Here is a 14534-nt window from a genome sequence, read left to right on the forward strand (position 1 = left end):
GTTGCCGCCTAGCTGCAACTCGAAAGCTATAGGGGGCACTCCCTCATCAAGAATTGATTCTTTTCGCTCACGCGCTTTTACACCAGCTTTTTTCAGGAGTTAGGCATGCTCACCTACGCTATTCGCAAAACCACGCTGTGCGTCGCGTTGACCCTGGCGGTCAGCACTCAGGCGCTGGCGGCGACCGAGATCCCGTTCTGGCATTCGATGGAAGGCGAACTGGGTAAGGAAGTGGATTCCCTGGCGGATCGCTTCAACCAGTCGCACAGCGACGTCAAGATTGTGCCGGTTTATAAAGGCAACTACGAACAGAGCCTGGCGGCGGGCATCGCCGCTTACCGCTCCGGCAAGGCGCCGGCGATCCTGCAGGTTTACGAGGTGGGCACCGCCACCATGATGGCCAGCAAGGCCATCAAACCGGTCTACGAAGTGTTTAAAGAGGCCGGCATCAACTTCGACGAGTCGGTGTTCGTGCCGACGGTAGCCGGCTATTACACCGACAACAAGAGCGGCCATCTGCTGTCTCAGCCGTTCAACAGCTCCACGCCGGTGCTGTACTACAACAAAGACGCCTTCAAGAAGGCCGGCCTGAACCCGGACCAGCCGCCGAAAACCTGGCAGGAGCTGGCGGCGGATACCGCCAAGCTGCGTGAGGCCGGCATGAAGTGCGGCTACGCCAGCGGCTGGCAGGGCTGGATCCAGCTGGAGAACTTCAGCGCCTGGCACGGCGTGCCGTTCGCCAGCGAAAACAACGGGTTCGGCGGCACCAACGCCAAGCTGGAGTTCAACAAGCCGCTGCAGGTCAAGCACATCGAGCTGCTGGAGGCGATGAACAAGAAGGGCGATTTCACCTACTTCGGCCGCAAAGACGAATCCACCGAGAAGTTTTATAACGGCGACTGCGCCATCACCACCGCTTCTTCCGGTTCGCTGGCGGACATCAAGCACTACGCCAAATTCAACTACGGCGTCGGCATGATGCCGTACGACGCTGACGCGAAAAACGCGCCGCAGAACGCCATCATCGGCGGGGCCAGCCTGTGGGTGATGAACGGCAAAGACGCCGCCACCTACAAGGGCGTGGCCGAGTTCCTGCAGTACCTGGCGCAGCCGGAAATCGCCGCCGAATGGCACCAGAAGACCGGCTATCTGCCGATCACCACCGCGGCTTACGATCTGACCAAGCAGCAGGGCTTCTACGACAAGAACCCGGGTGCCGACGTCGCCACTCGCCAGATGCTGAACAAGCCGCCGTTGCCGTTCACCAAGGGCCTGCGCCTGGGCAACATGCCGCAGATCCGCAGCGTGGTGGATGAGGAACTGGAAGGCGTGTGGACCGGTAAGAAAACGCCTCAGCAGGCGTTGGACGCCGCCGTGCAGCGCGGTGACGTGCTGCTGCGGCGTTTCGAAGCATCAACCAAGTAACCCTGCGTCGCGGGCCCGTCCGATCGGGCTCGCGTCTTCACGCCAATCCTTCCGTACCCGATTAATGGTTTAACTGCTATGTCATCTTCCCGTCCCGGTTTCGGCTGCAGCTGGTTGCCCTATGCGTTGGTGCTGCCGCAGCTGCTGATTACCGCCATCTTCTTTTTATGGCCCGCCGGCGAGGCGCTGTGGTATTCGGTGCAGAGCCTCGATCCGTTCGGCCTGTCCAGCCAGTTTGTTGGGCTGGATAACTTTAAGCAGCTGTTTCAGGATCCTTACTATCTCGACTCGTTCTACACCACGCTGATCTTCAGCTTCCTGGTGGCGGGCATCGGGCTGGCGGTGTCGCTGTTCTTCGCCGCGCTGGTGGACTACGTGCTGCGCGGCAGCCGCCTCTATCGCACGCTGATGATCCTGCCCTATGCGGTGGCACCGGCGGTGGCGGCGGTGCTGTGGATCTTTCTGTTCAACCCCGGCCTGGGGTTGATCACCCATTTCCTCAACGGGCTGGGCTATAACTGGAACCATGCGCAAAACAGCGGCCAGGCGATGTTCCTGGTGGTGCTGGCCTCGGTATGGCAGCAGATAAGCTATAACTTCCTGTTTTTCCTCGCGGCGCTGCAGTCGATCCCGCGCTCGCTGGTGGAGGCGGCGGCCATCGACGGCGCCGGCCCGGTGCGGCGTTTCTTCCATCTGGTGCTGCCGCTGATCGCGCCGGTGAGCTTCTTCCTGCTGGTGGTCAATCTGGTGTACGCCTTCTTCGATACCTTCCCGGTGATCGACGCCGCCACCGGCGGCGGGCCGGTGCAGTCCACCACCACGTTGATCTACAAGATCTACCGCGAAGGCTTCGCCGGATTGGATCTCTCCAGCTCTGCCGCGCAGTCGGTGATCCTGATGCTGCTGGTGATCGGCCTGACGGTGATCCAGTTCCGCTTTGTTGAACGTAAGGTGCGCTATCAATGATTGAGAATCGACGCGGGCTGGATATCTTCAGCCATGTGATGCTGATTATCGGCGTGCTGGTGGTGCTGTTCCCGCTGTACGTGGCCTTTGTCGCCGCCACGCTGGACGACAAGCAGGTGTTTCAGGTACCGATGACGCTGGTGCCCGGCGGCCACCTGTGGGAGAACATCCGCAATATCTGGCAGGGCGGCGTGGGCAACCTCAAGGTGCCGTTCTCGCTGCTGCTGCTGAACAGCGTGATCATGGCGCTGGCGATCACCTTCGGCAAAATTGCGGTGTCGGTGCTGTCGGCTTACGCCATCGTGTACTTCCGCTTTCCGCTGCGCAGCCTGTTCTTCTGGCTGATTTTCCTCACCCTGATGCTGCCGGTGGAGGTGCGTATTTTCCCGACGGTGGAGGTGATCTCCAACCTCAACCTGCTGGACAGCTACACCGGCCTGACGTTGCCGCTGATGGCCTCGGCCACCGCGACCTTCCTGCTGCGCCAGTTCTTCATGACGCTGCCGGATGAGCTGCTGGAGGCGGCGCGCATCGACGGCGCCGGGCCGATGCGTTTCTTCTGGGACATCGTGCTGCCGCTGTCGAAAACCAATCTGGCGGCGCTGTTCGTCATCACCTTTATCTACGGCTGGAACCAATACCTGTGGCCGATCCTGATCACCAGCGACGCCTCGATGGGCACCGCGGTGGCGGGCATCAAGAGCATGATCTCCACTTCCGGCGCGCCGACCCAGTGGAACCAGGTGATGGCGGCGATGATTCTGACTTTATTGCCACCGCTGGCGGTGGTGCTTCTGATGCAGCGCTGGTTTGTGCGCGGTCTGGTTGATAGCGAGAAATAACGACGATGGCAGGATTAAAACTACAGGCGGTCACCAAGTCTTACGACGGTAAAACGCCGGTGATCAAACAGATCGACCTCGATGTGGCGGACGGCGAATTCATCGTGATGGTCGGCCCGTCCGGCTGCGGCAAATCCACGCTGCTGCGTATGGTGGCCGGGCTGGAACGCACCACCAGCGGCGATATCTATATCGATACCCGGCGCGTGACCGATCTGGAGCCCAAGGATCGCGGCATCGCGATGGTGTTCCAGAACTACGCGCTCTATCCGCACATGAGCGTGTACGACAACATGGCCTACGGCCTCAAGATCCGCGGTTTCGGCAAGGATCATATCCGCCAGCGGGTGGAGGAGGCGGCGCGCATCCTGGAGCTGGAGCCGCTGCTCAAACGCAAACCGCGCGAGCTTTCCGGCGGCCAGCGCCAGCGCGTGGCGATGGGGCGCGCCATCGTGCGCGAACCGGCGGTATTCCTGTTCGATGAGCCGCTGTCCAACCTGGACGCCAAGCTGCGGGTGCAGATGCGCCTGGAGCTGCAACAGCTGCATCGTCGTCTGAAAACCACCAGCCTGTACGTGACGCACGATCAGGTGGAGGCGATGACGCTGGCGCAGCGGGTCATCGTAATGAACAAGGGCGTGGCGGAACAGATCGGCACCCCGAGCGAAGTGTATCAACGGCCGGCTTCGCTGTTTGTCGCGGGCTTTATCGGATCGCCAGCGATGAACCTCTTGCCCGGCACCCTCAGCGCCGACGGCGGCCAGCTGCTGCTGGCGGACGGCATGGCGCTGCCGTTGCCGGCGGCCAAACCGCAGTGGGCGGGGCGGCAGTTGACGTTGGGCATTCGGCCGGAGCATATTCAACTGGTGGCGCAAGGCCAGGGCGTGCCGCTGCAGCTGCAGACGCTGGAACTGCTGGGGGCCGACAACCTGGCGCACGGCCAGTGGGGCGGCCACGGGGTGATCGCGCGGCTGTCGCACGAAACCTTGCCGGCGGCGGGCTGTACGCTATATTTGCAGCTGCCTGCTCAGGCGCTGCACTTCTTTGACACCCACAGCGGATTACGGATGGATTGATGACTAGACCCTGGCCTTACCCTCATATCGTTGCCCACCGCGGCGGCGGTTCTCTGGCGCCGGAAAACACCCTGGCGGCGATCGACGTCGGCGCGCGCCACGGCCACAAGATGATCGAGTTCGATGCCAAGCTGGCGCAGGACGGGCAAATTTTTCTGCTGCACGACGACACGCTGGATCGCACCAGCAACGGTTGGGGCGTGGCGGGCGAGCTGCCGTGGGACAAACTGGTGCAGCTGGACGCCGGCAACTGGTACAGCTCGGCCTTCAAGGGCGAGCGGCTGCCGCTGTTGTCGGAGGTGGCGGAACGCTGCCAGGAACACGGCCTGATGGCCAATATCGAGATCAAGCCGACCACCGGCAGCGACGATGAAACCGGCCGGGTGGTGGCGCTGGCGGCGCGGCTGCTGTGGCAAGGGCAGACCGATCCGCTGCTTTCCTCCTTCTCGGTAGAAGCGCTGGCGGCGGCGCAGCGCACCGTGCCGGATTTGCCGCGCGGCCTGCTGCTCGAGGACTGGGACGACAACTGGCGCGAGCTGACCGAACGCCTGGACTGCGTCTCGCTGCATATCGATCACAAAGCGCTGACCGCCGAGCGGGTAAAAGCGTTGAAAGACGCCGGGCTGCGCATTCTGGTGTACACCGTCAACCAACCGGATCGCGCGCGCCTGCTGCTCGACTGGGGCGTTGACTGCATTTGCACCGACCGGATAGATTTGATCGGCCCGGATTTTTAATCCGGCACCGATGAATCCCGCGACGACAAGCCTTGCCGCCGCACCACCGGAAGGAATGCGATGCCTGGCTTTATCCTGTCACTGTGGCACCAGATCGTGCTGTCTTTACCGCTGTTCGTCCTGATTGCGTTGGGTTATGGGCTGATTCGCTGGGGGAAATGGCCTGCCAGCATCACCGATGGCCTGACGCGCTTCGTGTTTTCCCTCGCCTTGCCCGCCATGCTGTTTCGCATGATGTGCGACTTCTCGCAGCGCCCGGCGGTCGACGCCCGGCTGCTGATCGCGTTCTTCGGCAGTTGCCTGATCGTGTTTGTGCTTGGCCGCCTCGTCGCCCGGCATCTCTTCCGGCTGGATGGCGTCGCCGGATCGGTGTTTGCGCTGGGCGGTATTTTCTCCAATAACGTGATGCTCGGCTTGCCGATCGCCGGCGTGATGCTGGGGGAGGCGGCGATCCCGTCGGTGGCGCTGGTGCTGGTGTTCAACGGCCTGATCCTGTGGACGCTGGTGACGGTGTCGATCGAATGGGCGCGCAATGGTTCGCCGACGCTGAGCGGTTTCGTTAAAACCGCGCGTAGCGTGCTGACCAATCCGCTGATCGTCGGCATCTTGTCCGGCACCCTGTTCAGCCTGACCGGCCTGCCGCTGCCGGCCTTCGTCGATCGGCCGGTCAGCATGCTCGGCCAGGTGGCGGCGCCGCTGTCGCTGGTGGTGCTGGGCATGGGGCTTGCCGAGTACCGCATCAGCGAAGGCTGGCAGCTGAGCAGCGCCATCTGCGTGCTGAAGTTGCTGGTGCAGCCGCTAGTGATTTGGCTGCTGGCCTGGATGATGGATCTGCCGCCGATGGAAACCCGCGTTGTGGTGCTGCTGGGGTCGATGGCGGTGGGGGTGAACGTCTACCTGATGTCGCGCCAGTTCAATACGCTCACCGGCCCGGCCGCCACCAGCCTGGTGATGTCCACCGTGCTGGCGGCGATCACCACGCCGCTGATCCTCACCGTTATGGGCGTGCGGGCGTAGCCGGCATCGGTGCCTGCGGCACCGCCGGCGCGGTGCGATTGAACGGATCGCGCGGCTGATTGCCATTAGGCAGCAGTTGCCCGCCGTTCGGCGTGGTTTGCATCAGCTGTTGCCGCTGATTGTCGAACTGCCGCTGTTGCTGCAGGCGGCGTTGGTCCATTTGCCGATTGTTCAACAGGCGCTGTTGCTGGGCCTGCTGGCTGCTTTGGTTGAGAAACTGCTGCTGTGAACGCAGATCGGTTACGCCGTTGGCCGCCGCAGCCAGGCCGGGCAGCCACAGCAGGGCGAACAGGATGTGAGAAGTTTTCATGATGGTTACCTCGCCTTTTTATTAAGCCTAACCCAGCGGTGAAATTTTGCCGGTAGTTTATCTTTTGTTCGGATGTAAACCGCCTTTTCACCAACGCGGTGCGCATCTTCCGTTACAATCGCCCTTTCGGTCTTTTTAGGGTGAACCCATCGTGCTGCTTTTGGTTATAACCACCATTCTGTGGGCATTTTCTTTCAGCCTGATTGGCGAGTACCTGGCGGGCCACGTCGACAGCGGATTCTCGGCGCTGGTGCGCATCGGGCTGGCGGCGCTGGTGTTTCTGCCGTTTCTGCGTTGGCGCAACATCAAACTCAAGGTGATCCTGCTGTATATGCTGGTGGGCGCCTTCCAGTTGGGCATCATGTACCTGTTCAGCTTCCGCGCCTATCTGTACCTGACGGTGCCGGAATTCCTGCTGTTCACCGTGCTGACGCCGCTGTACATCACGCTGATCTACGACTTGCTGAGCGGCCGACGCCTGCGTTGGGGCTATGTCTTCAGCGCGTTGCTGGCGGTGCTGGGCGCGGCGATTATCCGTTATCACCAGCTGAGTGAGCATTTCTGGTGGGGGCTGCTGTTGGTGCAGGCGGCGAATATCAGCTTCGCCATCGGCATGGTCGGCTATAAGCGCCTGATGGAAGTGCACCCCTTGCCGCAGCACACCGCATTTTCCTGGTTCTACCTGGGGGCGGCGGCGGTGGCGGTGGTGGCCTGGTTCCTGTGGGGCAATCCGCAGCAGCTGCCGACCACCAATCTGCAGTGGGGCGTGCTGATCTGGCTGGGCGTGGTGGCGTCGGGGCTGGGCTACTTCATGTGGAACTACGGCGCGACGCAGGTGGATGCCGGCACGCTCGGCATCATGAACAATATGCATGTGCCGGCCGGTTTGTTGGTCAACCTGGCCATCTGGCAACAGCAGCCGCACTGGCCGAGCTTTATCATCGGCGGGGCGGTGATCGTCGCTTCGCTGTGGGTGCATCGCCGCTGGGTGGCGCCGAAACAGCTCGGCTAAGCGGGCGGGCCACCCCGGTCCGGGGGGCCCGAAAGTTTATACGCCGGCCGCCAACGCTTTGGCGCCGGTCGCGCCGGGACGTGCGGCGTCGCGCACAAACGGCAGATGATCGCAGGCGTGCTGGCGGGCCGAGCGGATAAAGGCTTCGGTCACCGCCTGGCGCTGTTCACCGTCGCGCACGGCAGCGTACAGGCGGCTCCACAGGCCGTCACCCAGGGTTTTGGTCACCACCAGACCCTGCTGTTCGAAACTCTCCACCACCCAGTGCGGCAGCGCCGCAATCCCCATTCGCGCCGATACCATCTGGATCAGCAGCAGCGTGTTATCGACGTTCTTCAACGCCGGGCTGACGCCCGCCGGCTGCAGAAAATGCCGCCAGATATCCAGCCGTTGGCGCTGCACCGGGTAAATCAACAGCGTTTCGTCACTCAAGTCTTCCGGCTCGATGTGCGGCCTGCCGGCCAGCGGATGATCCGGCGCCAGCACCAGGCGCACCTCGAAATCGAACATCGGCGAATAGTGCAGACCGCTGCGCGGCAGAATATCCGACGTCATCACCAGATCCAGTTCGCCCTGTTGCAAGGCCGGTTGCGGATCGAAAGTCACGCCGGAAGTGAAGTCCATCACCACCTGCGGGAAACGCCGGCGGAAGTTGTCCAGCGCCGGCGTCAGCCACTGAATGCAGCTGTGGCATTCGATGGCGATGCGCAGCGTGGTCTGATGCGGCTCGTGGCAGGCCTGCAGCGCCTGCTGGATCTGCGGCAGCACCTGCTCCGCCAGCTGCAGCAGGATCTCGCCCTGGGCGGTGAAGCGCAGGGGCTGGCTCTTGCGCACGAACAGCTTGAAGCCCAGACGTTGTTCAAGATCGCTGAACTGGTGCGACAGGGCAGACTGCGTCTGATGAAGTTGGGCCGCCGCCCCCGCCAGCGAACCGCTGTTGCGCAGGGCCTGCAGCGTCCGTAAATGTTTCAGTTCGATCATGAGAGTCCTTCACATTGACAGTGAATAAATTGCGCTTGTGGTTAATACAGTACCTGCTGATTATGGATGTGTAAACATCTGGACGGCTAAATGGGGAATATGACGATGGCAATTTTGAATCACACACTGGGTTTTCCTCGCGTTGGGCTACGACGTGAGCTGAAAAAAGCTCAGGAAAGCTACTGGGCCGGCAACTCAACGCAGGAAGAGCTGTTGGCGGTTGGCCGCGAGCTGCGCGCTCGTCATTGGCAGCAACAGCAGCAGGCCGGGGTGGATTTGGTGCCGGTCGGCGATTTCGCCTGGTACGATCATGTGTTGACCACCAGCCTGCTGCTGGGCAACGTGCCGGCGCGCCATCAGAATGCGGATGGCTCGATCGATCTGGACACGCTGTTTCGCATCGGCCGTGGCCGCGCACCGACCGGCGAGCCGGCGGCCGCGGCGGAAATGACCAAATGGTTCAACACCAACTATCACTACATGGTGCCCGAATTCCAGCAAGGCCAGCAGTTCAAGCTGGGCTGGACTCAGCTGCTGGACGAAGTGGACGAAGCGCTGGCGCTCGGCCATCGCATCAAGCCGGTGCTGTTGGGCCCGGTGACCTATCTGTGGCTGGGTAAGGTGAAGGGCGAGCCGTTCGACCGCCTGTCGCTGCTGAAAGACATCCTGCCGGTTTACCAACAGGTGCTGGCCGAGCTGGCGAAACGCGGCGTCGAGTGGGTGCAAATTGACGAGCCTGCGCTGGTGCTGGAGCTGCCGCAAGCCTGGCTGGATGCGTTCAAACCGGCTTACGACGCGCTGCAGGGGCAGGTGAAGCTGCTGCTGACCACGTATTTCGACAGCGTCGGCCACAACCTCGATACCGTCCGCACGCTGCCGGTGCAGGGGCTGCACGTCGATCTGGTCGCCGGCCATGACGATATTGCCGCGCTGAGCGCCGCATTGCCGAACGACTGGCTGCTGTCGCTGGGGGTCATCAACGGCCGCAACGTCTGGCGCGCCGATCTGAGCCGCTGGTTCGAACGTCTTCAGCCGCTGGTGGGCACCCGCCCACTGTGGATCGGCAGCTCCTGTTCACTGCTGCACAGCCCGATCGACCTGAGCGTGGAAAGCCGTCTGGACGAAGAAGTGAAAAGCTGGTTCGCCTTCGCGCTGCAAAAATGCGCCGAGCTGGCGCTGTTGAGCTCGGCGCTGAACGCGCCTGACGCGGCCAGGCAGGCTGAACTGGATGCCTACAGCGCACCGATCCGCGCCCGCCGTCAGTCGAGCCGCGTGCACAACCCACAGGTTGAGCGTCGCCTGGCCGCGATCACCGCGCAGGACAGCGAACGCCACAGCGCTTACGCCGAGCGCGCCAGGGCGCAGCGCGAGCGTTTCAACCTGCCGGCCTGGCCGACCACCACCATCGGTTCGTTCCCGCAGACCACCGAGATCCGCGGCCTGCGTCTGGACTTCAAACAGGGCCGTTTGGACGGCAACAACTACCGCACCAGCATCGGTGAGCACATCAAACAGGCGATCGTCGAGCAGGAGCGCCTCGGGCTGGACGTGCTGGTGCACGGTGAAGCCGAGCGTAACGACATGGTGGAGTATTTCGGCGAGAACCTGGACGGCTTCGTGTTTACCCAAAACGGCTGGGTGCAGAGCTACGGCTCCCGCTGCGTGAAGCCACCGGTCATCATCGGCGACGTCAGCCGCCCGGAAGCCATCACCGTCGAATGGGCCAAATTCGCCCAGTCGCTGACCGACAAGCCGGTGAAAGGCATGCTGACCGGGCCGGTGACCATCCTGTGCTGGTCGTTCCCGCGTGAAGACGTGACCCGCGAAGTGATTGCCAAGCAGATTGCGCTGGCGCTGCGCGACGAGGTGGAAGATCTGGAAAAAGCCGGTATCGGCATCATCCAGATCGACGAACCTGCGCTGCGTGAGGGGCTGCCGCTGCGTCAATCCGATTGGGCCGCGTACCTGAACTGGGCGGTGGACGCCTTCAAATTGAACGCCGCCGTGGCGCGGGACGACACCCAGATCCACACCCACATGTGTTACTGCGAGTTCAACGACATCATGGACTCCATCGCCGCGCTGGACGCCGACGTGATCACCATCGAGACCTCGCGTTCCGATATGGATCTGCTGGAAGCCTTCAAAGAGTTCGAATACCCGAACGAAATCGGGCCGGGCGTCTACGATATCCACTCGCCGAACGTGCCGAGCGTGGAATGGATTGAAGCGCTGCTGCGTAAAGCGGCGCAGAACATCCCGGCGGAACGCCTGTGGGTTAACCCGGATTGCGGCCTGAAAACCCGCGGCTGGCCGGAAACCCGACAGTCGCTGGCCAACATGGTATTGGCGGCACAGCGCCTGCGCGAGCACGCGTGATGCCGTGCGGCGGATAAACCGCCGCTTATAGATTTACTGGTGTGATGATTGGGCGCTTCGGCGCCCTTTTTTATGCGCGGGAAATTATTTGACGCCGTGCTGGGCGAACCATGCCAGCATGCGCTGCCAGCCGTCTTGCGCCGCTTCGGCGTTGTAGCTGGGACGATAATCGGCGTTGAACGCATGCCCGACCTCGGGATACACCACGATTTCGGCCTCGGCGTTGGCGGCGCGGATCGCCTGACGCATGGTTTCCACCGTCTCCAGCGGGATGCCGCTGTCCTGCCCGCCATACAGCCCCAGCACCGGCGCCGACAGGTGGGTGGCGACGTCGACCGGCTGCTTCGGTGAATTCAGCGTTTTCTCGCCGACCAGTTTGCCGTACCAGGCGACCGCCGCCTTCAACTGCGGGTTATGCGCCGCGTACAGCCAGGTGATGCGGCCACCCCAGCAAAAACCGGTGATCGCCAGCTTGCCGGCGTCGCCGCCGTGGCGGATAGCCCAGTGCGCGGCGTGATCCAGATCCGACAGCACCTGACGATCCGGCACCTTGGTGACCAACTGCTGGAACAGCTCGCCGATATCGGTGTAGTCGTTGGCGTCGCCCTGGCGGAAATAGAGCTCGGGCGCGATCGCCAGATAGCCCTGCTTGGCCAGGCGGCGGCACAGATCCTGAATATGTTCATGGACGCCGAAGATTTCCTGCACCACCAGCACGATGGGGAAAGGGCCGCTCTGGTCGGCGGGTTTGGCGACGTAGGCCGGCAGCGCGTCGCCCTGAGAAGGAATGGTCGTTTGCCCGGCGTGAATGCCCTGTTCGTCGGTGATAATCGCGGAGGCGGCCAACGGCGCGGCGGCCGGGGCGAATCCCCCCTGAGCCAGTTCTAATGTCATCACATGTTCGGTTTTCATTGCGGTCTCCGTGCAATAGAAAAAAGCGCTGAGATTAACTATAGGAAAGATTATCCATTATTGGCGCTGCGTGGCGCACTTTCGGACAAGTTGATAAAAAACGGCTAATTATCTGGCTTTGCGGCATTTTTAAGCGCTTTTTATCATGTTATTACGCGTTTTGCCCCGCGTAAGTGCCATAAGGTGCGTTAGAGGGCTTTTTTGTCCCTAAGCAACCGATAAGATGGGGTTATTTGGGATTGATCAGCTAAATAGTTTCAGCCGGCAACCGACGGGCAGAGGGCGGCAAGATTTGTCGGCTAGACTGAGGTATAGCGGTGCGCTCTGGGGGCGTTATAGTGCTTTTTTGTGATAAAAATCACAAAAAATATGTAGCATGTAATTTGTTTCTCTTTTCATAGTGACTATCGTCACGAAATTAAGCGGCGATTTTCAGTAGAGTGCTTTTTTGTTCCTCCCAATAAACATGATCCATGAGGAGTCTCGTATGTCTCAGTCTGACGTTTTTCATCTCGGCCTCACCAAGAACGATTTACAAGGGGCCCAGCTTGCCATCGTGCCGGGCGATCCGCAGCGCGTAGAGAAGATTGCCAAGCTGATGGAAAATCCGGTGCATCTGGCCTCCCATCGTGAATTCACTACCTGGCGCGCGGAGCTGGACGGCAAGGCGGTGATCGTCTGCTCTACCGGTATCGGCGGCCCGTCTACCTCTATTGCGGTGGAAGAGCTGGCGCAGCTGGGCATTCGCACCTTCCTGCGCATCGGCACCACCGGCGCCATTCAGGCGAACATCAACGTCGGTGACGTGCTGGTCACCACGGCGGCGGTACGCCTCGACGGCGCCAGCCTGCACTTTGCGCCGATGGAGTTCCCGGCAGTCGCTGACTTCGCCTGCACCACCGCGCTGGTGGAAGCGGCCAAGGCCAGCGGCGCTACCACGCACATCGGCGTGACCGCCTCCTCCGATACCTTCTATCCGGGCCAGGAGCGTTACGACACTTACTCCGGCCGCGTAGTCAGCCGCTTCAAAGGCTCGATGGAAGAGTGGCAGGCGATGGGCGTGATGAACTATGAAATGGAATCCGCCACGCTGTTGACCATGTGCGCCAGCCAGGGCCTGCGTGCCGGCATGGTGGCCGGGGTGATCGTCAACCGCACCCAGCAAGAGATCCCGAACGCCGAGACCATGAAAAACACCGAAAGCAAAGCGGTGCAGATCGTGGTGGACGCCGCCCGCCGCCTGCTGTAATCGCCTTTCCCCCAGCGGGCCGCCGACGCGGCCCGTTTTTCCATTCGCGGCGAATCTGTTACGGTGATACTCCTCAGCGCTGCGCCGATGGCTGCCGCGCGTTGTCATAACAAAAACAACGAGGACGTTTATGACCGCCCAGATCCTGCTTCATCCTTCGCTCGCGCCGCTCGACGGCGGCATCAATTTCCGCGACTTCGGTGGCAACGGCGTGGCCGACGGGCGCCGCATCAAGCGCGGCCTGCTGTTCCGCTCCGGTTCCCTCGAGCGGCTGACGGAAAACGACTGCACCTTTCTCGCCGGCGTGCCGGTGCGCTCGGTGCTGGACTACCGCGATGCCGACGAGGTGCAGGCCAAGCCGGATATTCTGTGGAGTGGCGCCGACTATCACCACGTGCCGGCTAACCCGCTGAGCAGCGAAGTCAACGCCAACCTGGAGAAGCTCACCAACGAAACGTTGGCCGCTTTCGACGCCCGGGCGTTCATGCTGGAGCTGTATCGCCGCCTGCCGTTCGGCAATGCGGCCTATCAGCGGCTGGCGCAGCTGTTGAGCAATCCTGGCGGCGGCGCCATCGTGCAGCACTGCGCGGTCGGCAAGGATCGCACCGGGGTCGGTTCGGCACTGGTGCTGTTCGCGCTGGGGGCCGACGAAGCGACGGTGCTGGAAGACTATCTGCTGACCGAAACCACGCTGGCCACTTTCCGCGAGCAGATGCTGGATCAGCTGTCTATCAAGCTGAATGCGGCGGCGCTGGAGCAATTCGCCTACGTGCTCAGCGCGCGCGAGGAGTTCCTGATGACGGCGTTGGGCTGCATCCGTCAGCAATACGGTTCCACCGACCGCTGGCTGGAAGCGGAATACGGCCTGGGCGCAGCCCAGCGCGAAGCGCTGCAGGCGTTCTACCTCGAGTAAATCGCCGCGCGTTTAGCCGGGGTTTAACTCGCCCCGGCCTATCCTAGGCGGCGAATTATCGCGTATCAGGAGCCCCGCATTGAGCCTCAATGACGTTATCAACTGGGTCAGCGATGTCGTGCGTCAGCACGAAGGCTGGGCCATTCCCATCATCTTTTTCCTGGCGTTCGGCGAGTCACTGGCGTTTTTGTCGCTGCTGCTGCCGGCCACGGTGATCCTGCTGGCGCTGGGCGCGCTGATCGGCGAAAGCGGCATCGCCTTTTGGCCGATTTGGGCCGCTGCCGCCGTAGGGGCGTTTTTCGGCGACTGGCTCTCTTACTGGGTCGGCTATCACTATCAGGACCGGGTGGCGCATATGTGGCCGCTGTCGCGCAATCCGCAGCTGCTGGCGCGCGGCCACGCGTTCTTTGAACGCTGGGGCGTGCTGGGCATCTTCATCGGCCGCTTTTTCGGCCCGCTGCGCGCCGTGGTGCCGCTGGTGGGCGGCATTTGCGGCATGCCGCAGCGTTATTTCCAGTTAGCCAACGTCACGTCGGCGATGATCTGGGCGTTCGGCATTCTGGCGCCGGGGGCATTCGGCATCAAGTGGCTCAGCCAGTGGCTGGGCTGATTTCTCGCTAAATTGCGCAGCGCCGCGCAATATTGTGCACGGCGGGCAAAATCAGGCTGGACATCCATACAGGCTCCCCTTAACGTGACGGGCAATGGGCGTGCG

The 14534-nt window shown here is 62.0% G+C and carries 14 protein-coding genes; 11 read left to right on the top strand and 3 right to left on the bottom strand.

Features of this window, described 5'->3' with window-relative positions; all coding sequences use genetic code 11:
• Positions 1-105 precede the first annotated feature (105 nt).
• The 6 genes from ugpB to V8N38_RS00935 all read left to right on the top strand — a co-directional run bounded on the left by ugpB (position 106) and on the right by V8N38_RS00935 (position 6063).
• Positions 106-1425, top strand: a complete 1320-nt coding sequence (ugpB, locus tag V8N38_RS00910) for a sn-glycerol-3-phosphate ABC transporter substrate-binding protein UgpB (protein WP_049195230.1) — start codon at positions 106-108, stop codon at positions 1423-1425.
• 78 nt (positions 1426-1503) lie between these two features.
• Positions 1504-2391: a sn-glycerol-3-phosphate ABC transporter permease UgpA gene (gene ugpA / locus V8N38_RS00915; protein ID WP_147840559.1), complete on the top strand. Its 888-nt coding sequence runs from the start codon at positions 1504-1506 to the stop codon at positions 2389-2391.
• Positions 2388-3233 (top strand): sn-glycerol-3-phosphate ABC transporter permease UgpE, encoded by an 846-nt coding sequence (gene ugpE, locus V8N38_RS00920; protein ID WP_019455301.1) that lies wholly within the window; start codon positions 2388-2390, stop codon positions 3231-3233. Before ugpA ends, ugpE begins: the two co-directional genes overlap by 4 nt.
• A 5-nt stretch (positions 3234-3238) precedes the next feature.
• A complete protein-coding gene (locus tag V8N38_RS00925) occupies positions 3239-4309 on the top strand; it encodes a sn-glycerol-3-phosphate import ATP-binding protein UgpC (RefSeq protein WP_060424153.1) in 1071 nt (356 codons plus the stop codon).
• Entirely contained in the window at positions 4309-5046 is a 738-nt protein-coding gene (gene ugpQ / locus V8N38_RS00930; protein WP_047729384.1) for a glycerophosphodiester phosphodiesterase, read from the top strand. Before V8N38_RS00925 ends, ugpQ begins: the two co-directional genes overlap by 1 nt.
• A 60-nt stretch (positions 5047-5106) precedes the next feature.
• Positions 5107-6063, top strand: a complete 957-nt coding sequence (locus V8N38_RS00935) for an AEC family transporter (RefSeq protein WP_049202434.1) — start codon at positions 5107-5109, stop codon at positions 6061-6063.
• Here the strand turns inward: V8N38_RS00935 and V8N38_RS00940 are convergent.
• Positions 6044-6373 (bottom strand): hypothetical protein, encoded by a 330-nt coding sequence (locus V8N38_RS00940; RefSeq protein ID WP_038874168.1) that lies wholly within the window; start codon positions 6371-6373, stop codon positions 6044-6046. The two genes, V8N38_RS00935 and V8N38_RS00940, sit on opposite strands and share 20 nt — an antisense overlap.
• A 151-nt stretch (positions 6374-6524) precedes the next feature.
• On the opposite strand from V8N38_RS00940, the gene V8N38_RS00945 reads away from it, so the two are divergent.
• Positions 6525-7385 (top strand): carboxylate/amino acid/amine transporter, encoded by an 861-nt coding sequence (locus V8N38_RS00945; protein WP_048232416.1) that lies wholly within the window; start codon positions 6525-6527, stop codon positions 7383-7385.
• A 36-nt stretch (positions 7386-7421) separates the two neighbouring features.
• On the opposite strand, the gene metR is transcribed toward V8N38_RS00945, so the two are convergent.
• Positions 7422-8366, bottom strand: a complete 945-nt coding sequence (gene metR, locus V8N38_RS00950) for an HTH-type transcriptional regulator MetR (RefSeq protein WP_038874173.1) — start codon at positions 8364-8366, stop codon at positions 7422-7424.
• Positions 8367-8456: 90 nt separating this feature from the next.
• Between metR and metE the strand changes: the two genes are divergently transcribed.
• Complete coding sequence (gene metE / locus V8N38_RS00955) at positions 8457-10745, top strand: 5-methyltetrahydropteroyltriglutamate--homocysteine S-methyltransferase (protein ID WP_075335012.1); 2289 nt, start codon at positions 8457-8459, stop codon at positions 10743-10745.
• Positions 10746-10829: 84 nt separating this feature from the next.
• Here metE and V8N38_RS00960 read toward each other — a convergent pair whose 3' ends face one another.
• Positions 10830-11657 carry a dienelactone hydrolase family protein gene (locus tag V8N38_RS00960; protein ID WP_147840560.1) on the bottom strand — a complete coding sequence of 276 codons (828 nt, stop codon included), beginning with the start codon at positions 11655-11657 and terminating at the stop codon, positions 10830-10832.
• 487 nt (positions 11658-12144) lie between these two features.
• Here V8N38_RS00960 and udp point away from each other — a divergent pair, with 487 nt between their 5' ends.
• The 3 genes from udp (at position 12145) to V8N38_RS00975 (ending at position 14429) form a co-directional block, all read left to right on the top strand.
• Entirely contained in the window at positions 12145-12906 is a 762-nt protein-coding gene (gene udp, locus V8N38_RS00965) for a uridine phosphorylase (RefSeq protein ID WP_004934432.1), read from the top strand.
• Between the two features lie 130 nt (positions 12907-13036).
• A complete protein-coding gene (locus tag V8N38_RS00970; protein WP_038874176.1) occupies positions 13037-13819 on the top strand; it encodes a tyrosine-protein phosphatase in 783 nt (260 codons plus the stop codon).
• A gap of 79 nt (positions 13820-13898) precedes the next feature.
• Positions 13899-14429, top strand: a complete 531-nt coding sequence (locus tag V8N38_RS00975; protein ID WP_141957706.1) for a DedA family protein — start codon at positions 13899-13901, stop codon at positions 14427-14429.
• Positions 14430-14534: the final 105 nt, after the last annotated feature.

Origin of the sequence: Serratia nevei, from assembly GCF_037948395.1 — a bacterium.
GTDB lineage: Bacteria > Pseudomonadota > Gammaproteobacteria > Enterobacterales > Enterobacteriaceae > Serratia > Serratia nevei.